Origin of the sequence: Streptomyces tailanensis (assembly GCF_008386495.1) — a bacterium.
GTDB classification, from domain to species: Bacteria; Actinomycetota; Actinomycetes; order Streptomycetales; family Streptomycetaceae; genus Streptomyces; species Streptomyces tailanensis.
On sequence record NZ_VTHJ01000014.1, the window covers coordinates 163,923 to 187,890 of the forward strand.

Genomic DNA, 23,968 nt, shown 5'->3' on the forward strand with positions numbered 1-23,968 from the left:
CAGCCCCCCGTCCCTGTCCCCGCCCCCCGCTCCTTGCGGATCTGGTCCACCACCCGCGCCACGGCGTGCCGAACCCCTTCCGTCTCCGTCAGGAAGTGCCAGTAGTCAGGATGCCGCCCCTCCAACGTCGCGACGGCCCGATCGAGCCGCCCGACGGAGTCGTCGAGGGGCCGGGCATGCCGAGGATCGGGCGTGGAGCGCCCGGCCATGGCCAGCCGCTGAGCATCCCGGATGGCGAACCGCGTCCGGTCGATCTCCTGCCGGGGATCCTTCTGCACGGCGTTCAGCCGCCGCAGCCGGTCACCCGCCGCCGAAACCGCCTCATCGGTGTGGTTCAACAGCTCCCGCACGGTCGACAGCAACGACATCGCGTCCGGCCACCGCTGCGCGTCCCGCGCGGCCCGAGCCTCCCGCAACTTCGACTGCGCCTGCTCGACATCGGCCGCGGCCTGCTCCGGCACCCGCTGAAGGTCCTGCCAACAGGCCGCCACGAACCGCCGCCGCAACTCGCTCAGCACCTGCGGCACCTGCCCCGCCCGGGTACCCAGCGCCTCCGCGCGGGTACGCAGCGACACCAGCCGCCGGTCAATCTCCTGCGCCCGCTCCGGCAGCCGCTCGGCCTCGGCCCGCACGGCCTCCGCCTCCCGTACGACCCGGTCGGCACGCTCCAGCGTCTCCCGTACGCCGTGCTGCCCGGCGCCCTGGTTCAGCTTGGTCAGCTCGGGCGCGAGGGCGGCGAGGCGGGCGGCGAGATCGTCGGCCTTGAGCCCTGAACCCCGTACGGCATCAAGGGCGTTGGAGGCGGCGAGCAGCCCCTGCCGGGCCCGCTCCACGGCCGGGACCAGCCGGGCCAGCTGGGTCTCGGCCGTGCCGAGCAGCGGCCCGAGCCCCGTGGCGAACCGGTCCAGCTCCTGCTTGACCCGCCCCAGCTCGTCCTTGGCCTTCGTCAGCTCGGTCCGGGCGCGGGCGGCGGCGGACGACTCCAGGTCGTCCCGGTCCAGGTCGTGCGCGTCGACGGCGTTGATGTACTGGTGGCTGACCTCGTCGATCCGCCGCCCCAGCGCCTCGAAGTCGGCCACGGCCCGGCGCGCGGCCGGGGAGTCGTCGACCGCCGTGATCGTCTCGATCGAGATCCGCAGATCGCGCTGCGCGGTGTCCAGCTCGTAGAACGCGGCCGCCGCCGCGTCCTTCGCCGCCTGCGCCTCGGCCCGCTGCCCCTCCGCCCGGCCCCCGAACCACCGCCGGGTACCGCCACCGGCGAAGGCGGCGGGCAGCACGAGCGCGGCGAGCACGGGCAGAGTGAGGAGCGTCAGCGTGTCACGGCCGGCGGACCGGGAACGACGGGGCGCACGGCTGTCGGCTGGTCGTGGTGCACGGCTGTGGGGTTGTTGTGCGCGCGGCACAATCGGCGTGTACGGCTCTGAAGGTGTCGCCGTCACATCCCTCTCCCGTGCTGTCATCGGCCTCGACCGGTGTCATTCTCCCACCGGTCGAGGACGAAAACACGGGTCGGACGGTTCGCCGTTTCCCAGGACGATTCAGTCCAGGTTCCGCACCGTGACCGAGCCGTCCTCGGTGTGGGCGCTCACCACGTGCGCGCTGCCCTCGTCACGGGGCACGGACACATCCACGGAACCGTCGTCACTCCCGGCCGTCACCTTGTACGACACCTCGCGCGGCAGCCCGATGCTGATCGAGCCGTCGTCGCTGCGGGACTCCACCAGGTCCGGTACGACCCCGAGTTCGAGCTTGACCGAACCGTCCTTCGTGCCGGCCTTCACGCTCCGCGACTCGACGCCGAGCGCGCGCACCGAGCCGTCGTCGCTGTACAGCTCCAGGGGCCCGGTGGAGTCGCTGACCCGCACGGAACCGTCCTGCGTCCGGATCTTCAACGGTTCCGCGAAGCCCTTCGCCGTCACGCTGCCGTCGTCCTCCTCCACGCTGACGGCGACCCCGCGCGGCACCTCGATACGGTGCTTGGCCGAACAGTCGGCGACGACCCCGGAGCACTTCACTCGCAGCTCCAGCCGGTCGTCCTTCATCTCCCAGGTCACCCGCGGATCCCCGCCGACCACGACCCGCCCCTCGAACCACCGGGTCACCTCGACCTCGTCCACGTCCGCCGAGACCAGTTCGAGCGCGGAGTCGTCCGAGTCGACGGTGAGCGTACGGCCCTCAAGGGCGAAGCTCCGGTGCTCCGGATCCTTGTCGTCGCTCGCGCGCGCGCCACACGCGGCGACGGAGGCCAGGAGGGTCACGGCGAGGGCGGTGAGGACGATCCTCGGGCCGTGTGCCTTTCGTACCGTACGTGCCGCATCTGCCGTACGCGCCGCATCTGCCGTACGTGCCATGACGATCTCCCCCTGGGGCTTCGGTCTTCCGTTGTCCTGCTGTCCTGCGATGTGCTTCGACCGTACGGAGGGGAAGCGTTCAGGGGGATCCGGGCCGCTCCCGGATCGGGAGTAGGGATAACCCCCGGTACGGGCCGCATTCGGGTTTGCGGGGCATGCCCTGGGGCCATGTAGGCTGTCGACTCGTACTCGGGTGCGTAGCTCAGGGGTAGAGCGCCTGCCTTACAAGCAGGATGTCGGCGGTTCGAAACCGTCCGCGCCCACCGGATGAATGACTGACGAAGACCCCGGCCGATCGTGGCCGGGGTCTTCGGCGTGTCAGGGGGCTTCCTCCGCCAGCGTCGCGGGGGTGTGCTTCAGCCGGCTTCGGGCGTCGACCCGGTCCGCGCCGGTGACCTCGTCCCAGAAGCGGTGGCAGCTCACGAACACCGCCAGCTCCCGCTCGCGGCGGCGGAGCTTCTCCACCTCGGCCTGCTCGTCGGGTGTCCAGCCGGGGGAGGCGGGCCGTTCGACCTTCCGCCAGCCGTTGTCGTCACTGAAGGCGTCCAGGGGCTCGACCGACCAGGGCAGCCGCTTCAGCAGTGCCAGGAGCTCGGCCCGGACCTGATGCAGCTCCTCCTGACCGGCGAGGAGGTCGCTGGGGAATTCATAGGTCTTAGCCACGCGGCAATGCTACGCCTGTTCGATTTCGGGATGCGAGTTCCTTCCGGCAAGTGGGGTCTCTTCGTGTGAACCGGATTGTGCGGCGGGCGCGTCGCCGGCCCGTCAGCCCGCCGCTTGCCGGAGCCCGTCGAGGATGAGGTCCAGGCCGAATTCGAACTCGTCGCCGTAGGTATACCCGGGGCGCATGACGTGAGCGGTCGCGATCTCGGTCAGGTGCGGGTACTCGCCGTCGCCGAAACCGCTCATGATCGACTCCGCCAGTTCGGCGGTCTCCTGCGGGGTGTCGAAGGGCAAGGTCTTCTCCTGCAGGGCGAACCCGTAGATATAGCTGTCGAGAACCGAGACGGTATGGGCAGTCAGGGTGAGGGAGAACCCGCCGTGCCGCAGGCAGCCGAGAACGGCGTCGTGGTGACGCAGGGTGGCCGGGCCCGGAGTGGATCGCGACTCCATCAGCCCGATCGCCCAGCGGTGGCGGGACAGAGCGAGGCGCATGGAGATCGCCCGCTGCCGCATCGCCTGTCGCCAGTCGTCACCCGGCGTGGGCAGGTCGACCTCGCCGAAGACCAGGTCGACCATGCCGTCGAGCAGGTCCTCCTTGTTGGCCACGTGGTTGTACAGGGACATCGCCTCGACTCCGACGGCCTCGCCGAGCTTGCGCATGCTGAGCGTCTCCAGGCCGCCGGCGTCGGCGAGTTCGACGGCGGCGTGCAGCACCCGCTGCCGGGTGAGCGTCTCGCGAGTGGGCTGCGGGGTGGTACGTCGGGTCACGTTGGACGGTCACTTCCTCTCGTGGTCTCCAGCATTGACGAGCTTACGCCGTAAGTGCTGTACTTACGGCGTAAGTCTTCACTTACGTCGTAAGTGAACGGCAGACGGAACCGGGAGCGCTGACCATGCGGAACCTGAGCGAGCCGATCGCAACCACCGGTGGGGCCAAGACGATGGTGGCCGTCGTGCAGGAGCGCTACGGCGCCGAGCCGGAAGCCGTGCTGCGCACGGCGCGGCTCGCCCGGCCCGGCATCGGGCCGGGCGAGGTACTGGTGCGGGTGCGCGCCTCCAGCGTGGACCGGGGCACCTGGCACCTGATGGCCGGTCTGCCGTACGCGGTCCGGCCCGTGAGCGGGCTGCGCAGGCCGAGGCTCCCCAATCCCGGCCGCAACATCGCCGGTGTCGTCGAGGCGGTCGGCTCCGACGTGACCGGGTTCGCGCCCGGCGACGAGGTCTACGGCACGGCAGTGGCCGCGTTCGCCGAATACGCCGCCACCCGTCCCGACAGGATCGCTCCCAAGCCGACCGGACTCACCTTCGAGGAGGCGGCGACGGTACCCGTCAGCGCGCTCACCGCACTCCAGGCCGTCCGCGACAAGGGCAAGGTCCAGGAGGGCCGGCAAGTCCTGATCACGGGAGCCGCCGGCGGCGTGGGCACCTTCGCCGTCCAACTCGCCCACGCCTTCGGTGCCCGGGTCACGGCCGTGGCGAGCACACTCAAGCTCGACGCCGTACGGGCGCTGGGCGCGGACCACGTGATCGACTACACCCGCGAGGACTTTCTCGCCGGCCCACAACGCTACGACGCCATCATCGACATCGCGGGCAACCGCGGTCTGCGGGATCTGCGCCACGCTCTCACGCCCCGCGGCAGGCTGGTCATCACCGGCGGCGAGACGAACGGCCCCTGGCTCGGCGGCGCTGACCGGCAGCTCCGCGCCCAGCTGCTGTCCCCGTTCACCGGCCAGTACCTGGGCACCTTCATTTCCTCCGAGCACGCCGACGGGCTGCGCGACCTGACCACTCTCATCGACGCGGGCACGCTCAGCCCTGTCATGGACCGCGTCTACCCGCTCGCCGAAACTGCCGCAGCCGTCCGACACCTTCTCGACGGCCGAGCCACGGGCAAACTGGCGCTCGCCCTGCCCGCAGAGTGACGCCGTAGGCCGACGCCGAGGCCAACTGAAGGCGCCCGGTCGGCGCTGGGTCGCGTTTTCGCCCGCTGCCGGATCACCCTCGGCTCCTGGTCATGGACCGGCCTGGCCGCCACCATCGGCCGCTTCGACACCGACATCGAAGTGATCGGCCCGCCTGAACTGAACACCGCGTTCGCGCGCCTCGCCACCCGCTACGCCAACGCCGCCCGCACCACCGACCGAGGTGCTCGAAGTGGCCGAGCAGGGGGTTGTGGCCGCGCTTCCGTGAACGACCTACGTCGATGACGTACGGACCGATGACGCATCGGCGGCAGCGACACGGAAGCACGGTGCTGGGGTCAGCGGCGGGCCAGGAGGGTGCGCCTTCCCGGCCTGACCACCCACGCCCGCACCCTCGATGACTGACGCGCCGACCTCGGGCCCCAGCGGAGCCGCGACTGTGTTCCGATCACCTGAGGCCCGGGCCAGACGTGCGGAACGGGCAGCCCAATTGCCTGCCGCCGACACCGCGCATGCTCATTGCCTCGGCACGGGACCGGGGCCGCAGCGTCCTCGACCCGTTCACCGACCACCTCGCAGTATCTTCGCGTGTCATGACCCTCGATGATCTCCGTGTCTTCGTCGCCGTGTGCCGGGCCGGCAGCCTCAGCGCGGTCGCCCGTGAGCTGGGCTGCACCCAGTCGGCGGTGAGCCAGCACGTACGGCGGCTGGAGCGGGAGGTCGGGGTCGGGCTGGTGGAGCGGCAGGCCCGCGGGGTCGTGCCCACGCGGGCCGGGCGGGTGCTCCAGGAGGCGGCGGCGGAGGGGATCGCCGGGCTCGATCTCGCGCTCCGGCGGCTCTCCGAGATGGTGCGGGGTGACGGCGGTGTCGTACGGATCGCCACCGGCGGTACGACCGTGCGGCACTTCATGGCGGAGGGCATCGTCGACTTCCGGCGGTCCTATCCGGACGTGGGTCTGGAGTTCCAGACCGCGCGGTCCAGTGCCGGGTGTGTGGACGCGCTGGTGGATCCGTCGCGGGATCTGGATCTGTCGTGGGTGACGCTCGGGCCCGCCGTGCGGGGGGTTGAACAGCGGGCCGTGGCGGAGTTGCCCTGGGTGCTTGCCGTGCGGGCCGATGACGGGCTTGCGGGGCGGGAGCGGGTCTCCGGGCGGGAGCTGGACGGGATGCGGCTGATCGGGCTGCCGGAGAACTCCACGTCGTACGCCCATCTCGCCGCCGCCTACCAGGAGTTGGGCATAACGACCAGTCCCTCCGGGGCGGGGGTCGCCGACTGGGACACGGCGATTCTGCTGGCCGAGCTGGGGGTCGGGCATGCCGTCGTGCCCGCGCTACCGGGGTGGACCGGGCCGGGGCACCCCGGGCTGCGGTTCGTTCCTGTGGTCGATCTGCCGCCTCTCACTGTCGGTTGGGCGGTACGGCGGTGGGACGCGCTGTCGCCGCCGGCGCGGGCATTCGCGGACACGGTTGCTCGGCATGCGGTGCGGGCGGTTGCGGGAGCGCGGGTGTGAGGGCGCCCGGTGGTTGGGGCTGGGCGGGGGTGTGAAGGGTGCCCGGCGTCTGGGCTGAGCTCGGGCGGGGTTTCGCTCACCGGCCCTTGCCGGGTGCCGCTGCGCCCACCCTCCCCCACTCTCGGCTTCGCTCGAGCGGGGGGACCCCCATCGCCCCAGCGGCACGACTGCCCGCAGCTACGACGGGTGGGTGGGCAGTCGCCCCAGCGGCGTGACTGCCCACGGCTGCGCATGGCGGAGATCGCGCGCGGCGGCGCGACTGCCCGCAGCTAAGCGTGGCGGCGGAGTTCCTCCACCACTCTCCTTGCCACGGGGACCGGTACGCCGTGGCGGTCGGCTGCGCGTAGCAACGCTCCGCCGATCGCGTCCAGTTCCAGGGGGCGGTCTGATTCGGCGTCGCGTTGCATGGAGGACTTGGTTGGGGGTGGGAAGGCGTCGTAGCGGCGGAGGGAATCGGCGGGGTCGGTGGGGGCGCCGGCGGCTGCGCTTACCGCTGCCGTTTCCTCTACCAGGGCGGTCAGTTCGTCGCGGTGGTGGGTGCGGATCTCGCCCAAGGGGAGGCCGTAGCGGGTGGTCAGGAGGGCGAAGGGGGCCAGGAAGGACATCTTTGCCCAGAGCGCCGCCGTTTCGTCGGGCAGGACGCGGGTGTTCAGGCCTGACCATTCGAGGGCGCCCGCGAGGGAGTTGAGGCGGTCGTGGGGGACCGTGTCGCCGGTCAGGTCGATGTCGGCGAAGGGGCTGCCGTGTTCGATCACGCCCGGGGCGACGCGGGTCGACTCGACGCGGATGGTCGCCGGGGCGACGGGGGCGGCGTCGGCGTAGTGGGCGCGCAGGGACGCCGGGTGTTCGACTCCATTGAGGAACGGTACGACCAGGGTGTCGGCGGTCAGGGCCTTCGCGGGGAGGCGGTCCAGGGCCGTGGCCAGGGTCGTGTGCTTGACCGTGATCAGGGCCGCGTCGACCGGGTCGCGGAGTTCGGTCGCGGTCTCCACGCGGGCGGTGAACTCGCCGAAGCGGGCGCTGTGGACGGTGATCCCGTTCTCGTCCAGGGCCCGCGCAGTCTCCTCCCCGGCCAGGCAGATCACGCGGTTGCCGGCGCGGGCCAGCAGGGCGGCGAGCAAGCCGCCCACGCCGCCCGGGCCCAGTACCGCCACCGTGAGCCGTTCGTTCGTCATAGTCATGGTCCCCCTCGTTTCCATCGGGCCGGTCGGGCGGTCCGGCCGGCCCCGGTGATGATCACAAGGGGCCGAGGATTGAGTCAATCCTTAGGAGAGCTTGCCAATGCCCAAGGAATTGCTTGGGGTGGTGTGCCGCCTTGGCGTACGCGTGCGCGAGACTGGGCGTATGTGCCGCAGCATCAAGACTCTCCGACCGCCCGTCCTCCCCGAAGAGGCCACGGAGGACGACATCCGTGCCGCCGCCCTCCAGTACGTCCGCAAGGTCTCCGGCTTCCGCGCGCCCGCCGCCCACAACCGTGAGGTCTTCGACCAGGCGGTGGACGCGATCGCCGAGGCCACCGCCGAGCTGCTGTCCGGCCTGGAGGTCCGCGGCGCCGCACGCCGGGCCGGATAGGACCACTCCAGCCGGACAGGACCACTCCTTCAATCCGCCCACGCGAGCGAGTGCGGGCCGAACCTGTTCTCGGCCGCGTATGCCGTCAGGCGGGCGTTCCGCGCCCGGGCCTCGGGGCCGTCCGGCAGGTGGTAGTCCGTGCCCGCCCGCTGGGAGCGGGCCTGCACGCTGGTGGCGGTGGCGATCCGGCGGCGCGCGTACCGGTCGAGCGCGTCGGGCACGTCGGCCGGTGTCGCCCCCGTGAGGACGTCGCCGAGTACGGCCGCGTCCATGATCGCCTGTGCAGCGCCCTGGGCCTGGAACGGCACCATGGCGTGGGCGCTGTCGCCGAGCAGGGTCACCCGGCCGAGGTTCCAGCGCGTGAGCGGGGCGCGCGTGTGGATGCCGTAGCGGAGCATCTGGCCCGAGCGTTCGAGGAGACTGAGCACCCGGGGGTCCCAACCCTCGAACTCCCGCTGCTGTTCGCCCGGCTCGGCCCGGGCGGTCCAGGACTCCTGGGCCGCCTCAGTCCGGCAGATCCCCACGACGTTGAGCAGCTCACCGCGCCGCACCCAGTAGTGGACGAAGTGCCGGTCCGGTCCGAGCCAGAGGGCGTACTCCGGCAGGTCGAGGTCGGCCACCTCGGCGGCCGGGAGCAGCGCCCGGTAGGCGGCGGTACCCGAGGAGACGGCCTCGTCCGCGCCGAAGAGCCACTGGCGGGCCGGGGACCGCACCCCGTCGGCGGCCACGACCAGGTCCGCCCCCAGACGCTCGCCGCCCGCTGTCGTCACGTAGGCGGACGTGTCGTCCTGATCGATACCGACGACGGCCGTGTTCAGGCGCACCGACCAGGGCGGCACCGCGTCGGCCAGGGCCTGGTGCAGATCGGCCCGGTGGGCCTGAAGGTAGGGCGAGCCGAACTCGTCCTCGGCGTCGCGGCCCAGTGCGTAGCGGGTGATCACGGTCCCGTCGGACCAGGTGCGGAACGTCAACTCGGCGGGCCGGTTGGCCCGTTCGGCGACCGCGTCGAGCAGGCCCAGTCGGCGCAGTACGCGGGTGGCGTTGGGCGCGAGCTGGATTCCGGCCCCGATCTCCGTGAACCGCCGCGTCTGCTCGACCAGCGTGACCTCGCACCCGGCGCGCCGCAGACTGATCGTCGCGGCCAGCCCTCCGATCCCCGCCCCCACGACGATCGCGCTGATTCGCGATAACCGTGCCTGTGTCTGTGTCGCCGAGTGCGCATCCATGAGTCGATCCCCCTGATCGGACCATACCGCCGATATGGGTACACGTAACCCACAGACACCGCATCAACTCAGTCTCGGCGGCGTCCAGTTGGTGTGTCGGAGGAACGCTCGGACGGTCAGGCCGGACGGGGTCAGGCGGAGGGCGGCGTTGCGCAGGGCGATGGCTGTGGGGTGGGTCAACTGGTGGCCCGCTCGGCCCGCTTGGCGGGCGGCTCGGACGAGGGTCTGGGTGCGGGGGCGGCGTTCGGCGTCGTAGCGGGCGAGGGCGGCGTCGACGGTGGGCTCGGTGGCGATCGCGGCGGCGAGGACGATGGCGTCCTCCAGCGCCTGGCCGGCGCCCTGGCCGAGGTTCGGGGTCATGGCGTGGGCCGCGTCGCCGAGCAGGGCGATCGGGCCCGTGGTGAACGTCGGCAGGGGAGTGGCCAGTTCGTGGATGTCGTGGTGGAGTACGGCGTCGGGGCGGGTCGCGTCCAGCAGCGCGGGGATCGGCTCGTGCCAGCCGGCGAACCGGCGGCGCAGCGCGGCGAGGGTGTCCGTGTGCCGCACACCGGGCGGTGACTTGATCACCGCGTGCCATTCGGCGCGGCCGTCGGGGAAGGTGATGTGCCCGAACTCGGCGCCCTTTCCCCAGGTGAGTTCCAGGTCGCCGGTGAGCGTGACCGGGTGCTCGGTGACGGCACGCAGCACGGTCGACCCGCTGTAGGCGGGGCCGGGGTGGTGCGGGAACAGCAGGCCGCGCAGTCGGCTGTGGACGCCGTCGGCGACGACCACCAGATCCGCCTCCAGCACCTCACCGCCCGCCAGGCACACCCGCGCCGGAGCGGCCAGGGCGGGCCCGCCGCGCTCGACGCTCATCACCTCCGCGCCGACCCGCAGACACCCGGCCGGCAGCGCCCCACGCAGCACACGGTGCAACTCGGCCCACCGGATCCCGAACACCGGCACCCCCGACGCCCGCTCGATCGCCGCCCCGTCCATCCGGATCAGCCACTCACCCGCCGGGGTACGCGTGCCCCCGCTGTACTGCGGCCGCGAGGCCGCCCGTATCGGCTCTCCCACCCCCAGCGCATCCAGGGCCCGCACCCCATTGGCGTGCAGCGAGATCCCGCCGCCCACATCGCCCAGCACGGGCGACCGTTCGACGACGGTCACTTCCCAGCCGACCCTCAGCAGCCCGATCCCGGCAGCCAACCCCCCGATCCCGCCACCGACCACCAAGGCGGTACGCCCCATGCCGTCTCCCCTTCCACGAAGGACCGCGCCCCGTAAGGGGCGCGGGGCCGTGTCTATGTGCGGCTCCGCCGCGTGGGCGCGACCAGCCCCCACTAACCTGCACTCGCCCGACAACAGTTAGACCCGAGCTCTAAGGGCCGTCGCCCCAGCGGAGCTCTAAGTCGCCGTCGACCCAGCGGAGCGTCCCCGCATGAAGTACGCCGCAGCGGCCCCCGCCCCGAACAGCGCCGCGACAGACACCGCCGTAGCGAGCCACGTCGGCCCGAGCCACTGCGCGCCGAGGTAGCCGAGGGCGACGCTGTACGCGGCCCAGGCGAGGCCGGCGAGGGCGGACCAGGGCAGGAAGTCGCGGGCGCGATGCCGCGCGGCGCCCGCGCCGAGGGAGACGACGGAGCGGCCGGCGGGCGCGAAGCGGGCGACGACGACGAGGAGGCCGCCACCCCGGGCGAGCGCCGCGCCGAGACGTTCCTGCGCGGTCGTCAGGCGTCGGGAGCGGGCGATGGCGCGGTCCAGGCGGGCGCTGCCCCGCCAGGCCAGCCGGTACGCCACCAGGTCGCCGAGCACGGACGCGGTGGCCGCGGAGAGGATCAGCATCAGGATGTCCGGGACGTCGCACGGCATCGCCCCCGTCGCCGTACCCGCCGCGGCGGCCGTCGCCGCCCCGACGACCAGGACACCGCTCGGCAGCACCGGAAGGAACACGTCCAGGAGGATGGACGCGGCCACGACGGCGTAGATCCATGGGCCGGCGGCCAGCCACCCCAGACTCTCAAGCACCGAGCACTCTCCTGTTGTCCCCCTGCGCCACGGTGATCCCGTGACAGCCGATCAGCGTACGCCCCGGATATCACAGAACGCTTACGGGGGCTCATGTGCCCGTCGCACACTGTTCATTCGGCCATGGAGCATCACCCGGCTGCCGGGCACTCGTGGGGGTTCGGGAGGAGTGAGGAATGGGCCGCCGGGGGCGCGCACGCACCCCTGGCGGCTCATCCGGCCACGGCATCGGTCAGGGGCAGGCGACCACGGGTTCCTTGTGCGCCGTCGTCTTCCCCTCCGCCGTCGAGCGCTTGGCGAAGAGCTGGTCCAGGCCGAGCGCGCCGGAACCGGTGAAGATCAGCAGGAACATGGCCCAGCAGTACATGGCCGCGCCCTCGCCGCCGTTCTCGACCGGCCAGAGGGCCATCGGCTGGTGGACCTTGAAGTACGCGTACGCCATGGCGCCGGAGGCGATGAACGCCGCGAAGCGGGTGCCGAGGCCGAGAAGGACGAGGGCGCCGCAGACGAGTTCGATGACGGCCGCGTACCAGCCCGGCCAGGTGCCGGTGGCGACGGTCGCGCCCTTGCCGTCCGCGCCGCCCAGGACGCCGAAGAGGCTCCTGGCGCCGTGGCAGGTGAAGAGCAGACCGATGACGATGCGGAACAGCCCGAGGGCGTATGGCTGGGCGCTGTTGAGGCGTCCGGACATGAGTGGGGGACTCGTTCGGTATCACCCGGTCCTTGTGAGACCGGTGGGGACGGTTAATACCGGCGGGTCAGCCCACGTTAGGCATGGCTAATCGATGCTTGCAAGTTCAACATTTGGCCAGTTCTTCGCCTCCCCATGGGGAGAAGCTGTGAAAGTCGTCGCATGTAGCGCCGCTCGGGCCACCGCGTCCGCGTCCGACAGCGTGACCGAATTCACTCCCGGCCGGGCACCCGCGGCAGTCACCCAATGCACACCTTCCGTGGGCACTCCGAACGCGAACCTCCGTTCGTGGGCCACCCCATGACGGTCGACTACCCGGTACGGCCGGTCCGTCACATCCAGCCCTCCCGTCTCGTAACCGTCCACGCGGTGCGGACGGCACCCGCCCGTCCTCAGCAGACCGGCGAGCAGCTCGTCGGCCGTGCGGCGCAGGTCCGGCTCCGGGAGACGGGCCTCGACGACCGTCGTCACGCGGACCGCGGAGCCGGGCACGTCGGGGGAGCGCGCCAGCCAAGCCCCGGCACCGGCCCCTGCCCCCGCCCCATCCTCGGGCCGCACCTCCAGCCGGGGGCCGAGCACCGTGAGCACGCCCGCCTCGATCAGCGCGGACATCTCCTCGATACGGCGCCGGGGCGGCCCGATGGAGAGGAACGCGTTCAACGGGGTGTACCAGCGGTCCAGATGCTCCCGCCGGGACGCGCCGGTCAGCCCGCCGTGGTCCACGACCAGCCGCAACTCGTTGCGCAGGTCCCGCAGTACGTCGAGCGCGGCCTTCGCCGGGCCCTCGACATTCCCGAGCGCGGCCTGCGCCGCGTCCTCCCGCAGATACCCCAGCAACCAGCTCCGCCACGCCCCCGGATCCGGGAAGACGACACCGGCGTACGGCCGCGAAACCCGCTCCCAGGACCAGCGGTCGGCCTCCCGGATCCCGAACTCATCGAGAACGGCGGCCTCTTGAGGGCTGCGGTGAGGCGTGGCGAGGAAGTCGTCCCGAAAGAGACCGGCGAGGTCCTGCGCCTCGCTCTCCTTCTCCTTCAACAGCCCCTCGTAGTACACCGCTTCCACCTCCTTCGCCACCAGCGGCCATATCTCCGCGAGGAAGTCGGGCGCCTCCCCGGAGTCCGCGCGCTTGCGGAAGCCCGCGATCACCTCGGGGGTCAGGACGAGCGGGAGGTGGCGGCCGTACGGCCCCTTGGCGTTGTCACCGCGCGCCTGGTACGGCACGCCGCGCCGGGAGCCGGCGTACAGGCGCGGCTCGCGGCCCGAGGGCTCGTAGCGGAGGCCCTGCGCGCCCTCGGCGTCGTATACGAACCGGCCGTCCCGTCCCGTCGTCAGCAGGGCCATGTGGTCGAAGAAGTTGAGGCCGAGGCCGCGCAGCAGGACCGGCTCGCCGGGGGTAACGGGGGAGAGGTCGAGGTCGGCCGGGTTGGCGGGCGGGAAGTGGCGCAGGCCGTGGCGGTCGGCGTACGCGGTCAGTCGCCGTTCCGACTGGTCGGGGACCGAGGGGAGGTGGCCCTGGGCGAGGACGACGGCGGCGAGGCCGGTCAGGACCCGGCCGGTGGCGAGCGTGAGCCGCTGGCTGCCGTCGGGGGCGTCGTCGAGGTGGACCGCGCGGGTGCGGAGTGTCTCGATCCGTATCCCGGGCGGCGCCCCGCGCACCACCTCGGCGAAGACCCACTCCAGATAGCGGCCGTACTGGGCCCGGGTCGGATAGTCGTCGGGGCCGAGTCCGGCGTCGGTGCCCGACCCGCCTGCCGCCCACTCGTACAGGCTCGGCCCCGGGCGTATCGGCCCCGAGCAGTCGACGCTCTCGTCGGTGAAGAGGGTGACCTGGGAGGCCACGGTGTTCATCAGGAGGTGGGAGGACTGGGAGGTGCGCCAGACGCGGCCGGGGCCCGGTGGGTCGGGGTCGACGACGTGGACCGTCAGACGGGCGCAGGGCCGCAGCAGCTCGGGCGCGGAGGCGCAGAGGCGTTCCAGGACGCTGGTGCCGCGCGGACCCGCGCCGACGAGGGCGATGCCGACATCATCTCCGTCGATCCCGGCGTCACTGGTCTCGGACAATGGCGTAACTCCCGTGCGAGTGGGGCGCGCTTGTGTGCGTGGGGCGCGGCGCGGCGAACCGCCCGCAGGAAGCGGACGGTCCGCCTCATCATGCCGTCGTACGTCACGGGAGCAGAGACCTGGGCCGATCAGAGGGCCCAGGTGTGGGATGCCTCACGAGCATCACGGACAACGTGGGCAACAACTGTGAGGAATCGGCGTATTAAGGGTTTCAAGGTACGAGTACCGACTCGGCCACCGTCTCCAACCGGGCCTTCCCGTCCCGCCGGGCCCGCGCCTGGTCGAGCCGCAGCCGTGCCGACCGGCCGTGCAGCGTGAGGGTCATGAGCTGGTTGCCGAACCAGGGGGAGCGGTCACTCACACAGGTGATGTTGATCGATGGCCTGCCCGGTCGGGGAACGTGTGGGCTAGGTTCACGGCATGTCACGCTTCCGGATGTACCCGACGAGCGAGCAGGTGAGCATCATGCTCGACCACTGCGCGCACGCCCGGTACGTCTGGAACCTCGCCGTCGAGCAGCACTCGCACTGGTCCCAGGGTCGTGGGGCCGCGCCCGGTTTCGCTGAGCAGTGCCGCCAGCTCACCGAGGCCCGGCGGGAGAACGAATGGCTGCGCGCTGGTAACGCCGATGTGCAGCAGCAGGCCCTGAAGGACTTCACCAGGGCCAAGAACGCCAGGTTCACCTCCGGCTTCGGTGAGCCGACGTGGCGCAGGAAGTACGTGCACGAGGGCTTCCGCGTCATCGGCACCGACCGGGTCGCGGAGTTCGAGGCGGATGGGTCGCCGAAGCTGAACGCCAGGGGTAAGCAGGTCATGGGCCGCTTGGTCGTGGTGCGGAAGCTGAACCGGCGGTGGGCGCAGGTGAAGGTGCCCGGCTGCGGGTGGGTGCGCTTCCGCCTGTCCCGCAAGGGCAAAGGCGCCTGCCTGCCCGCCGCGAAGACGTTCCGTGTCACCTTCCGTAACGGTCAGTGGCACATTGCGTTCGCCGTCCTCCCCGAGCCGGTCGACGTGCCCGGCACGGGTGAGGTCATCGGCATCGACCGGGGTGTGAAGATCACCGCAGCCCTCTCCGACGGGCGGAAGCTGAACTGCCCGCAGCTCACCGTCAGGGAACGTGCCCAGATCCGCAAGCACCAGCGCCGGGCTGCTCGCGCCCCCAAGGGCAGTGAGGCCAAGACCGCCGAGTACGCCAAGGTCGCCAGACTCAAGGCGCGCGAAGCTGACCGGCGTAAGGACTGGTGCGAGAAGACCAGCACCATGCTCGCCCGCGCCTATGGTCTGGTGCGGTTCGAGAAGCTGAACATCAAGAACATGACCCGCTCGGCGAAGGGGACGGTCGAGCAGCCCGGCAAGAGGGTCAGGCAGAAGGCCGCACTGAACCGGGTGATCCTCGCCCAGGGCTGGGGGCTGCTGCGGCAGCGTACCGAGGACAAGGCTCCGGGCCGGGGCGAGGACGTCCCCGCGCCCTTTACGTCTTGGCGGTGCTCCGCCTGCGGATGGATCGAGAAGAAGTCGCGCAAGAGCCAAGCCGACTTCGTCTGCGTGTCCTGCGGGTTCACCTGCAACGCCGATGAGAACGCAGCGAACAACGTCGCGGCAGGACAGGGCGGTTTTCCCCGCCCCCGGCGCTCAGCCGGTGCCGGAGGGGTGACAGCGGCCACCGGCCGTTCGAGCGCCCGTGAACCTCAACCCACCTGGGTTGGAATCCCCCTCTTTTAAGAGGGGGCGGATGTCAAATATCTCAGCAGCGGCCCCAGAAGCAGTCCAGCCATCAGCGATCACCCGCCCTCTTCCGGTCGGGCTCACCTCGGCTCACCCTCCTCCGTCGCCCCGTACGGTACGGAACGACGGAGGTCAGGGGGGAGGTTCCGGGCTACTTCGCGGCCGATCCGCTACGAACGGTTCAGCAGTTGGCCAGGTAGCTGGTGAGCGCGCTCTTCTCGGCGGAGTCGACCGAGAGGTCGTAGTAGTACTTCACCTGGACCCAGGCGCGGACGTACGTGCAGCGGTAGGCCGTGCGCGACGGCATCCACTCGGCCGGGTCCTGGTCGCTCTTCGACTGGTTCACGTTGTCCGTGACGGCGATGAGCTGCGGGCGGGTCAGGTCGTTGGCGAAGGCCTGACGGGTGGAGCTGCTCCAGCTGTCCGCGCCGGAGTCCCAGGCCTCGGCCAGCGGCACGAGGTGGTCGATGTCCAGGTCGGAGGCGGCGGTCCAGGTGGCGCCGTCGTACGGGGAGTACCAGCTGCCGCTTGTGGCGGCGCAGGTGGAGCTGGTGACGACGTTCGAGCCGTCGCGCTTGAGGACTGTCTCGCGGGTGTTGCAGGAGCCGCTGATGGTGATCCAGTGGTTGAACAGGTCCCGGCTGTAGCCGGTGCGGTCCTCGGTCGCCACGGTGAGGGTGGAGAGGTAGCTGCGGGCGGTGGCGGCGCTCACGGGGGTCGGGAGTGCGGCGGAGGCCGTCGAGCCGTTGAAAAGGCCGACCGAGGCTATGAGCCCGGTGAGGGCTGCGAGTATGCTGAGCCGTCGACGCGCGTAGAACTTCGACATGCGAACTCCCTTGGGGGGTGGGGATGTTGGAGCGGGGTGCGGCGTTGCGGTTCGTGCGGTGCGTGGGCGAGCGATTGAAGAGTGGCCGCGCCGTGTTACGGGCGCGTGTGTGTTCGGTGAGAAGTTAATGACGCGAACATGACACGACAAGGGTTCTGGCGTGGGTTCTGGCGTGACAGGTCGCGTACGATGGGCCGCGCAGAAGGGGAGTAGCTCTTCGCCGGACCGTCGACATACTGCTCAGCTCGTCTGAGCCGGCGCCCGGAGGCGGGCCCCGTGACCGGGGTCGGCCAGCGAGACCTTCGGCAAGCAGTGCACATCCGTGCCCTACGGCACGGGTGACGTGTGTGCTGCCGTGCCGAGGTGTCGCGTCGCGTCAGCGGATGATTTCTCTCGGTGGGGCGGCCCCGACCGATTGAGGAACCTTGATCAGCTTCAGTGTCACGGCGCTCGTCTTCGGCGTCGTCTTCCTTGCCGAACTCCCCGACAAGACGGCCCTCGCCGGCCTCGTCCTCGGTACGCGTTACCGCGCCTCGTACGTCTTCGCCGGTGTCGCGGCCGCGTTCGCCGTGCATGTGGCGCTGGCGGTGGCGGCGGGCAGTGTCCTCACCTTGCTTCCGCAGCAGATCGTGCATGTGGTGACGGGGGTGCTGTTCCTGGGTGGCGCGGCGATGCTGCTGATGAAGAGGGGCGGGGACGATGGCGGCGCGGAGATCCGGCGGCCCGAGGACCAGAGCTTCTGGAAGGTCTCGGGGGTGGGCTTCATGCTCATCCTCGTCGCCGAGTTCGGGGATCTGACCCAGATCATGACGGCCAACCTCGCGGCGCGGTACGACGATCCGCTGTCCGTGGGGCTCGGGGCGGTCCTCGCGCTGTGGTCCGTGGCCGGGCTCGGCATCGTCGGGGGCAAGGCGCTGATGAAGAGGGTGCCGCTGGGGCTCATCACGCGGATCGCCGCGGTGCTGATGCTGGGGCTCGGTGTGTGGAGTCTGTGGGAGGCCGTGACGGGATGAGGGAGGGGGTGGCGGGGGCCGGATTTGTTTTGTACCGTAGAGAAACAAAGTGGCTCCCGCCCGCACTCCCTGACCGGCGGGCGGGGCCGCCTTGTCCCTCCGGGGGCGGCTCGATCTTCGGCCCCAGCCCCGCTTCCCGCACGTCCGCCGCCCGTTCGTACCTTGGAGCCCGCCGATGACGGCCACCACCGTTCTGACCGCCCGCGCCCTCCTGCTGGACATGGACGGCACCCTCGTCAACTCGGACGCCGCGGTCGAACGGGTCTGGCGGCGCTGGGCCGAGCGGCACGGGCTCGACGGCGACGACATCATGCAGGTCGTCCACGGACGCCAGGGATACGCCACGATGGCGGTGCTCCTGCCGGACCGGCCCATGGAGCGGAACCACGCGGACAACGCCCGGATGCTGGCCGAGGAGACGGCCGACGTGGAGGGCGTCGTCCCGATCCCCGGCGCCCCGGAGTTCCTCGCCTCCCTCGTCGCGGCCGGTGTGCCACACGCCCTGGTGACCTCCGCGAACGTCCCCCTGTCCACGGCCCGGATGGCCGCCGCCGGGCTGCCGTTGCCCGAGGTACGCGTCACCGCCGAGTCGGTCGGCGCGAGCAAGCCGGACCCCGAGGGCTTCCTCAAGGGCGCCGCCGAACTGGGCATCGCCCCCGAGGAGTGCGTCGTCTTCGAGGACTCCGGCGCCGGGATCGAGGCGGGGCGCGCCGCGGGGATGCGGGTTGTGGGCATCGGGGAGCGGGCGCGGGTGCACGGGCCGGACGTGGTGGTGCGCGACCTTACGTCGGTGCGGGTCGAGGTTGTTGAGGGTGGGCTGCCGGGGATTCGGGTGCTGGTCGGTTAGCGTCGCCGAGCGTTGCGTTCTGCGGCGGCGTGCCACCAGCCGGGTGGAGATGGGCCGTTGACCTTGGACGTGGGCTGGTCGGGATGGAGCCCGAGTCGCCATAGCGCGTCGGGGTGGACGCGTATGTCGAACCAGCCCCACCAGTGGCCGTCGGGGCCGATGCCGCAGGCCGGATTCCACTGGATCTCATCCGGGGCGAAGGGCATCCAGTCGATGCCGCGGTCGCGCAGTCAAGCGCGGGTGGCTGCCATCGGGTGCGGGCGGCCCGGCAGGTTCTGGTAGGCCGCGATGGTGATCCACTCGGCGCTGGAGGTGTCCATGGCGTCCATGATGACGGTCGTCCGCGCGGGCGTCATGGCCATGTGCCGAGGGCGGCGTTGAGGACGGTGGCCTCGGCCCACACCCCGTGGCGTCGGCCGAGTTGCCGTTTGTTCTGTCGGTGGCTCAGCCCTCGGTCTTCGGGCCCGTCTGCTGGATGACGTCGAAGGTCCAGACGGTCGAGCCGGAGGCGGCCGGCTTGGGGCGCTCGGCGCCGCCCTCGCCGACCTGGCCCTGGTGGGCCTGCTTCATCGGGCCCTCCATCCATGCCTGGAAGGCGGCCTCGTCGCGCCAGCGGGTGTAGACGAGGTAGTTGTCGGTGCCGTCGACGGGGCGGAGGAGTTCGAACCACTCGAAGCCGTCCGAGCTCTCGACCACTCCGGCGCGGGAAGCGAACCGCTTCTCCAGCACCTCGCGCTGTTCGGCGGGGACCGTGAGGACGTTGATCTTGACGATGCTCATGGACTCATCCTGCATCACGGCGCATCGCGTGGGGTGCGTTGGGGGGCGGGGCCGTGCCGGTGCGTCTGACCGTCGCTTGGTGCCCTACTGCTCGGGGGTTGAGGGGCTGGGGTTCTCTGGGCCGCTCTGCGTGACGGGCGTGACGTACCGGCACAGCCCCTTCCGCCGTCTGGCGGCCGTCCCGCCGTCGTGGTGACGGGGGCCGGCCCCCTCCGGTTATGGCTCCTTCGTTTCCGACTCCAGTCGTGCTCTGGTCGCCGGGCCGTAGACGCCCGGCTCGTCCTGGTCCTTTGTGATGCCTCGGGTTTGCTGGTACGTGCGGACTGCTTCTTCGACCTGGGTGTCGAAGCTCTCGTCGATGTCGCGGTTGTAGATGCCCAACTGGCGCAGGCGGAGCTGGAGTTCGGTGACCTCGGGGTCGTCGTCGCCCAGGCGGAGCGTCTTGGGGGCCAGGGCCTGGTCGCCCGCGCCCTCCTCCACGCCGGAGGCCGACGCGCGGCCCGAGGAGTTGTCGCTGGGCGCGCTCTGCGTCGGGGAGGGGGACGTGGACGGCGACGGTGAGGCGGACGTCTGTGAGGGTGACGGGGACGGGCTCTTGGTGGGGCTCGGCGGCGGAGCGCTGTTCGACGGCGTCGCCGGTGCCCGCGCCTCACCCCCGGGCTCCCCGGAGGGTTCCACCGGGGTCGAGTCCCCGTCGGGCGAGGTGTCCGGCGCGCTCGCCCGTACGTCGTCCGGGAGTGCGCTGTCCCGCTCGGGGGCGTCGTAGGAGAAGAGCCCGCTCGCCAGTCCGGCGGCGGCCATCACGCCCGCGGCGGCGGTGCCTGCCAGGGCGACGACGATGGCCGTACGGCGTCGTCGCCGGCCCCGCGGAGGCCGCGCCGGTGGGGAGTGGGAAGAGCTGGTCGGACGGGGGCGCTGTCCGTGCCCCTGCACTTGGCCCTGGAAGAGGCGTACGTCGGCCGCGTCCGGCTTCGTCTCGGTCATGGGCGTAGCCATCGGCATGGCGAGCGTCTGGGCGGCGTGGTCAGGGCGCCCCGTTCCGCTCGCGTCCGGCTCCACGCGGCCCAGCTGAATCGTTAATGCTTCACGTTTCTCGTCGGCCGCCGGCTCGTCGCCCGGTTTCTCCTCGCCCAGTTCGACATAGGGCCGGATCCGGAGCGGGTCGAAGTCCTCCGCGGCCGCCGCCTCCGCCGTACGGGCTTCGAGGTGGGCGTCGGAGACGCGGCGGGCGCAGCCGCAGGACGGGGTCCCGTCCGAGGCGCGGGGTGTGCCGCATTCCGGGCATATGTGACTGTTCGGTTCGCTCATGTGGTCGGTCCTTCCCCGTGAAGGCTCCCGAGTTTATGCAGACGGTCGCCACACAATCTCCCAGGCGCCCCAGGAATTGCAGGTTCCGGTTTGGTTCGACAGGTCTTCGACAGGCCATAACCGGTCACACCGGCCACGATGGAATGGAAAGCTGAGGAAGAGGACACTGGGGACGCTGTACGCGATCGTCCGGCCCTCGGGAGGTCTTGATGACCGACGACACCAGCACTGGCGACGACAGCGGCGACACCGGCAACGAAACCCGCACCGGCACCGGCCGTGCCACCCTCCGCCCACACGCCGCCCCCGCCACCGAGCAGCACGTGCCCGGTGGCGTGATGGTCTCCATCGGGGCCCTTCTCCTGGGCATGCTGCTGGCCGTGCTCGACCAGACCATCATGTCGACCGCGCTGCCGACGATCGTGAGTGACCTGGGCGGACTCGAACACCTGTCATGGGTCGTGACCGCGTACCTGCTGGCCGCGACGGCGGCGACGCCGCTGTGGGGCAAACTCGGCGACCAGTACGGCCGGAAGAGGCTGTTCCAGATCGCGATCGTGATTTTTCTCATCGGGTCGGCGCTCTGCGGAATGGCGCAGAACATGCCCCAGTTGATCGGCTTCCGGGCGGTTCAGGGCCTCGGCGGCGGCGGGTTGATGGTGCTGTCGATGGCGATCGTCGGCGATCTGGTCCCGCCCCGTGAACGCGGGCGCTACCAGGGCCTGTTCGGCGCGGTCTTCGGCGCGGCCAGCGTGTTCGGGCCGCTGCTCGGCGGGCTGTTCACCGAGCATCTGAGCTGGCGCTGGGTCTTCTACGTCAACCTGCCGGTCGGAGCGGTGGCGTTGCTCGTCATCGCCGCCGTGCTGCGCATCCCGCGCCGGGCCGAACGGCACGTCATCGACTACCTCGGCACCTTCCTCATCGCCTCCGTGGCCACCTGTCTGGTCCTGGTCGCCTCCCTCGGCGGCACCACCTGGGCCTGGGACTCGCCGCAGATCATCGGCCTCGCCGTCCTGGCCGTGCTGCTCGCCGCCGCCTTCGTCGCGGCCGAGCGACGCGCCGCCGAACCCGTACTGCCCCTCAAGCTCTTCCGGGTCCGCACCTTCACCCTCTCCGCGATCATCAGCTTCGTCATCGGCTTCGCGATGTTCGGCGCCATGACCTACCTGCCGACGTTCCTCCAGGTCGTGCACGGAGTGTCGCCGACCATGTCCGGGGTGCACATGATGCCGATGGTGTCCGGGCTGTTGCTGTCCTCGACGGTTTCCGGGCAGATCGTCAGCCGCACCGGGCGCTGGAAGGTGTTCCCCGTCGCCGGGACCGCCGTCACCACGCTCGGGCTGCTGCTCCTGCACCAGCTCGACGCGGGCAGCGGCGACGGCGAGATGAGCGCGTACTTCTTCGTCTTCGGCCTGGGCCTCGGCCTCGTCATGCAGGTTCTCGTCCTCATCGTGCAGAACGCCGTCCCGTACGCGGATCTGGGCGTCGCCACCTCAGGCGCGACCTTCTTCCGCTCCATCGGCGCCTCGTTCGGCGTGGCCGTCTTCGGCACGGTCTTCGCCGGGCGCCTCGGCGGCAAGCTGTCGGACGCGCTCGACGGCGCCCCGCTCCCGCCCGGCGTCAGCGTCGACGGGCTCAAGGCGGACCCGCGCGAGATCGCCGAACTGCCCGCCGCGCTCCGGCCGCCCGTCCTCGACGCGTATGCCTCCGCCATCACCGAGGTCTTCATCTACGCGGCCCCGGTCGCCCTCCTCGGCTTCGTCCTCGCCTGGTTCCTGCGCGAGGACCGGCTGCGGGGGTCGGTGACAGCGCCGGACGGCACGGAGACGTTCGCCAGCAACCCCGTCGAGCGGTCGTCGTACGACGAGGTGTGCCGGGCGCTGTCCGTGCTCGGGTCCCGTGAGGGGCGGCGCGAGATCTACCGGACGATCACCGCACGGGCCGGCTACGACCTGCTGCCCGCCGCCAGTTGGCTGCTGCTGCGGATCCGGCGGTACGGCTGGGCCGAGCCCGGTGTCCTCGCCGAGCGCAGCGCCGTACCGCTGGACGTGATCATGGCCGCGTCCATGCAGGTCGAGGAGCGCCGCCTCGCCCGCCGCGAGGGCCTCGACCTCGTCCTCACCGACACCGGCCGCGAGACCGCCGACCGGCTCGCCAAGGCCCGTGAGGAGTCCCTCGCCGAGCTGCTCGGCGACTGGTGGGGCCCCGACCGCCCGACCGACCTGGTCCGCCTGGTCGAGGAACTCAACACCGAACTGTGCGGCTCGGACGCGGAACGGCCGCATGTAGGTCACGTGAGTGCGGCTACGCCAGGTTCTTCGTGAACCAGTGTTCGGCGTAGTCGTTGTCGTTGTACGGCTCGGTCTCCTCGTAGCCGAGCCGGGTGTACAGCGTGCGGGCCTCGACCAGGTCGTTCCGGGTGTCCAGGACGATCCGCCGGGCGCCCAGCGACCGGGCCGCGTCCTCGGCCGCCGTGACGAGCAGCCTGGCACCGCCCTTGCCGCGGGCCTCCTTACGCAGGAAGACCCGCTTCAGCTCGGCGGTCGTGGTGTCGTCGTCCATCAGCCGTATCCCCGCCGTACCGACCGGCTCGCCCCCGTACCGCGCCACCAGCAGCACCCCGCCCGGCGGCGCGAGGTACGCCCCGGTGTCCGCCGCGACCTCGCGCTCCAGCTCATCGGGGTCCGTGACATGTCCCTCGCGCAACAGGTACCAGCGGTCGCTGACCTCGGTGTAGTACGCCCGCCAGAGCGCGGCGGCGACGGGGGAGTCGAAGGGCTCCGGGGCGACGGTCCAGAGGGTGGTCGTACGGGTCGTGGCGGTCATGCGGCCATTGTCGGGAGCCGGGGCCGGGCGCCCGCAAGCGGTTTAGGGGTGTGGTGAAAGTCCCGTGCGGTGCCCGCGCCCGCCGCGGATGCTGTGCGGGACTTTCACCACACCCCCTAGGACGGGTGACGTTCGCGCCACTCCTGTACGACCGTCTCCACGTCGTACGGCTTCAGGCCCAGTGGCGGGCCTGGCGGCGGTTTGAACATCATCTCCCGGATCTTCGTGTTGATCTCGGTGATGATTTTGCGGACGACGCGTTCGGAAGGGGCCGCGGACGCGGCGGCGAGCGCGTCCTCCGCCTCTTTGCGCAGTGCCAGTGTCGGTGGCAGGACGGACATGCCCTCGCGGGCCATCTTCTGTTTGATCCACCAGAGTTCGTCGTACGTCGTGTCGTCGCCGGTGAGCGGGCGTCCGGCACCGGGGAGGGCCGAGAAGTCGCCGCGCGCCTCCGCGTCGCGGATCTGTTTGTCGACGAAGGACTCGAAGCTGACACCGGGTGGCTTTCGCTCGGTCATGCCTCCATTGTGCCGGAGGCCACACAACGGGACGAGCTGGGGAATTATCATGCGGCGGCGTGCGCCAAATACGCCGTGCGCAGCGACAATTGGTGTTGACCTGTTAGGAGCGGTA

At 71.1% G+C, this 23,968-nt stretch carries 25 protein-coding genes, 1 tRNA gene and 1 pseudogene; 9 read left to right on the forward strand and 18 right to left on the reverse strand.

Annotated features, from left to right (window positions below; genetic code table 11):
* Together F3T56_RS14330 and F3T56_RS14335 are read right to left on the reverse strand one after the other, a co-directional pair.
* Positions 1-1,439 (reverse strand): hypothetical protein (locus tag F3T56_RS14330; RefSeq protein ID WP_149825601.1); only part of this gene is annotated, 1,439 nt, incomplete at its 3' end.
* Between the two features lie 99 nt (positions 1,440-1,538).
* Positions 1,539-2,351, reverse strand: a complete 813-nt coding sequence (locus F3T56_RS14335; protein ID WP_149825556.1) for a DUF4097 family beta strand repeat-containing protein — start codon at positions 2,349-2,351, stop codon at positions 1,539-1,541.
* Positions 2,352-2,542: 191 nt separating this feature from the next.
* Here F3T56_RS14335 and F3T56_RS14340 point away from each other — a divergent pair.
* Positions 2,543-2,614: transfer RNA gene (locus F3T56_RS14340), tRNA-Val, on the forward strand.
* A 55-nt stretch (positions 2,615-2,669) separates the two neighbouring features.
* Here F3T56_RS14340 and F3T56_RS14345 read toward each other — a convergent pair.
* Together F3T56_RS14345 and F3T56_RS14350 are read right to left on the reverse strand one after the other, a co-directional pair.
* The gene (locus F3T56_RS14345) at positions 2,670-3,014 is read right to left on the reverse strand and encodes a hypothetical protein (protein ID WP_149825557.1); all 345 of its coding nucleotides are present in this window, start codon (positions 3,012-3,014) and stop codon (positions 2,670-2,672) included.
* Between the two features lie 102 nt (positions 3,015-3,116).
* Positions 3,117-3,782 (reverse strand): TetR/AcrR family transcriptional regulator, encoded by a 666-nt coding sequence (locus F3T56_RS14350; protein WP_149825558.1) that lies wholly within the window; start codon positions 3,780-3,782, stop codon positions 3,117-3,119.
* Positions 3,783-3,907: 125 nt separating this feature from the next.
* On the opposite strand from F3T56_RS14350, the gene F3T56_RS14355 reads away from it, so the two are divergent.
* The 3 genes and pseudogenes from F3T56_RS14355 (at position 3,908) to F3T56_RS14365 (ending at position 6,450) form a co-directional block, all read left to right on the forward strand.
* Entirely contained in the window at positions 3,908-4,939 is a 1,032-nt protein-coding gene (locus F3T56_RS14355) for an NAD(P)-dependent alcohol dehydrogenase (protein WP_246203614.1), read from the forward strand.
* Between the two features lie 63 nt (positions 4,940-5,002).
* A pseudogene (locus tag F3T56_RS47755) lies at positions 5,003-5,224 on the forward strand (hypothetical protein); the annotation flags it as partial.
* 308 nt (positions 5,225-5,532) lie between these two features.
* Positions 5,533-6,450, forward strand: coding sequence for a LysR family transcriptional regulator (locus F3T56_RS14365; RefSeq protein ID WP_149825559.1), 918 nt, complete (start codon positions 5,533-5,535; stop codon positions 6,448-6,450).
* A gap of 269 nt (positions 6,451-6,719) precedes the next feature.
* Here the strand turns inward: F3T56_RS14365 and F3T56_RS14370 are convergent, their stop codons facing one another.
* On the reverse strand, positions 6,720-7,625 hold the full coding sequence (locus tag F3T56_RS14370) for a ketopantoate reductase family protein (protein WP_149825603.1): 906 nt from the start codon (positions 7,623-7,625) through the stop codon (positions 6,720-6,722).
* Positions 7,626-7,794: 169 nt separating this feature from the next.
* On the opposite strand from F3T56_RS14370, the gene F3T56_RS14375 reads away from it, so the two are divergent.
* Entirely contained in the window at positions 7,795-8,022 is a 228-nt protein-coding gene (locus F3T56_RS14375) for a DUF2277 domain-containing protein (RefSeq protein ID WP_149825560.1), read from the forward strand.
* Positions 8,023-8,051: 29 nt separating this feature from the next.
* On the opposite strand, the gene F3T56_RS14380 is transcribed toward F3T56_RS14375, so the two are convergent.
* The 6 genes from F3T56_RS14380 to F3T56_RS46145 all read right to left on the reverse strand — a co-directional run bounded on the left by F3T56_RS14380 (position 8,052) and on the right by F3T56_RS46145 (position 14,374).
* Positions 8,052-9,203, reverse strand: a complete 1,152-nt coding sequence (locus F3T56_RS14380; protein ID WP_149825604.1) for an FAD-dependent monooxygenase — start codon at positions 9,201-9,203, stop codon at positions 8,052-8,054.
* A gap of 108 nt (positions 9,204-9,311) precedes the next feature.
* The gene (locus tag F3T56_RS14385; RefSeq protein ID WP_149825561.1) at positions 9,312-10,481 is read right to left on the reverse strand and encodes an FAD-dependent monooxygenase; all 1,170 of its coding nucleotides are present in this window, start codon (positions 10,479-10,481) and stop codon (positions 9,312-9,314) included.
* Between the two features lie 156 nt (positions 10,482-10,637).
* The gene (locus F3T56_RS14390; protein WP_149825562.1) at positions 10,638-11,258 is read right to left on the reverse strand and encodes a DedA family protein; all 621 of its coding nucleotides are present in this window, start codon (positions 11,256-11,258) and stop codon (positions 10,638-10,640) included.
* Positions 11,259-11,490: 232 nt separating this feature from the next.
* Positions 11,491-11,949, reverse strand: a complete 459-nt coding sequence (locus tag F3T56_RS14395; protein WP_149825563.1) for a DoxX family protein — start codon at positions 11,947-11,949, stop codon at positions 11,491-11,493.
* A gap of 87 nt (positions 11,950-12,036) precedes the next feature.
* Complete coding sequence (locus tag F3T56_RS14400; protein WP_246203615.1) at positions 12,037-14,013, reverse strand: FAD/NAD(P)-binding protein; 1,977 nt, start codon at positions 14,011-14,013, stop codon at positions 12,037-12,039.
* Positions 14,014-14,224: 211 nt separating this feature from the next.
* Complete coding sequence (locus F3T56_RS46145; protein WP_172638927.1) at positions 14,225-14,374, reverse strand: hypothetical protein; 150 nt, start codon at positions 14,372-14,374, stop codon at positions 14,225-14,227.
* A gap of 59 nt (positions 14,375-14,433) precedes the next feature.
* Here F3T56_RS46145 and F3T56_RS14405 point away from each other — a divergent pair, with 59 nt between their 5' ends.
* A complete protein-coding gene (locus F3T56_RS14405; RefSeq protein ID WP_149825564.1) occupies positions 14,434-15,732 on the forward strand; it encodes an RNA-guided endonuclease InsQ/TnpB family protein in 1,299 nt (432 codons plus the stop codon).
* 184 nt (positions 15,733-15,916) lie between these two features.
* Here F3T56_RS14405 and F3T56_RS14410 read toward each other — a convergent pair whose 3' ends face one another.
* Complete coding sequence (locus tag F3T56_RS14410) at positions 15,917-16,561, reverse strand: HNH endonuclease family protein (protein ID WP_149825565.1); 645 nt, start codon at positions 16,559-16,561, stop codon at positions 15,917-15,919.
* A gap of 425 nt (positions 16,562-16,986) precedes the next feature.
* Here F3T56_RS14410 and F3T56_RS14415 point away from each other — a divergent pair, with 425 nt between their 5' ends.
* Positions 16,987-17,574: a TMEM165/GDT1 family protein gene (locus F3T56_RS14415; protein WP_149825566.1), complete on the forward strand. Its 588-nt coding sequence runs from the start codon at positions 16,987-16,989 to the stop codon at positions 17,572-17,574.
* A 175-nt stretch (positions 17,575-17,749) separates the two neighbouring features.
* The gene (locus tag F3T56_RS14420; protein ID WP_149825567.1) at positions 17,750-18,421 is read left to right on the forward strand and encodes an HAD family hydrolase; all 672 of its coding nucleotides are present in this window, start codon (positions 17,750-17,752) and stop codon (positions 18,419-18,421) included.
* Here the strand turns inward: F3T56_RS14420 and F3T56_RS14425 are convergent.
* The 4 genes from F3T56_RS14425 to F3T56_RS14435 form a co-directional block, all read right to left on the reverse strand.
* Positions 18,418-18,627 carry a hypothetical protein gene (locus F3T56_RS14425; RefSeq protein ID WP_149825568.1) on the reverse strand — a complete coding sequence of 70 codons (210 nt, stop codon included), beginning with the start codon at positions 18,625-18,627 and terminating at the stop codon, positions 18,418-18,420. The two genes, F3T56_RS14420 and F3T56_RS14425, sit on opposite strands and share 4 nt — an antisense overlap.
* Positions 18,628-18,651: 24 nt before the next feature.
* Complete coding sequence (locus tag F3T56_RS49270) at positions 18,652-18,783, reverse strand: hypothetical protein (RefSeq protein ID WP_281291836.1); 132 nt, start codon at positions 18,781-18,783, stop codon at positions 18,652-18,654.
* Between the two features lie 82 nt (positions 18,784-18,865).
* Complete coding sequence (locus F3T56_RS14430; RefSeq protein ID WP_149825569.1) at positions 18,866-19,201, reverse strand: antibiotic biosynthesis monooxygenase family protein; 336 nt, start codon at positions 19,199-19,201, stop codon at positions 18,866-18,868.
* 216 nt (positions 19,202-19,417) lie between these two features.
* Positions 19,418-20,509 carry a peptidoglycan-binding domain-containing protein gene (locus F3T56_RS14435; RefSeq protein WP_149825570.1) on the reverse strand — a complete coding sequence of 364 codons (1,092 nt, stop codon included), beginning with the start codon at positions 20,507-20,509 and terminating at the stop codon, positions 19,418-19,420.
* A 209-nt stretch (positions 20,510-20,718) separates the two neighbouring features.
* Here F3T56_RS14435 and F3T56_RS14440 point away from each other — a divergent pair, with 209 nt between their 5' ends.
* Positions 20,719-22,833, forward strand: a complete 2,115-nt coding sequence (locus F3T56_RS14440) for an MDR family MFS transporter (protein WP_149825571.1) — start codon at positions 20,719-20,721, stop codon at positions 22,831-22,833.
* Here F3T56_RS14440 and F3T56_RS14445 read toward each other — a convergent pair.
* Both F3T56_RS14445 and F3T56_RS14450 read right to left on the reverse strand, forming a co-directional pair.
* Complete coding sequence (locus tag F3T56_RS14445; protein ID WP_149825572.1) at positions 22,814-23,335, reverse strand: GNAT family N-acetyltransferase; 522 nt, start codon at positions 23,333-23,335, stop codon at positions 22,814-22,816. The two genes, F3T56_RS14440 and F3T56_RS14445, sit on opposite strands and share 20 nt — an antisense overlap.
* A 116-nt stretch (positions 23,336-23,451) precedes the next feature.
* Positions 23,452-23,853 carry a DnaJ family domain-containing protein gene (locus F3T56_RS14450; protein ID WP_149825573.1) on the reverse strand — a complete coding sequence of 134 codons (402 nt, stop codon included), beginning with the start codon at positions 23,851-23,853 and terminating at the stop codon, positions 23,452-23,454.
* Positions 23,854-23,968 lie beyond the last annotated feature (115 nt).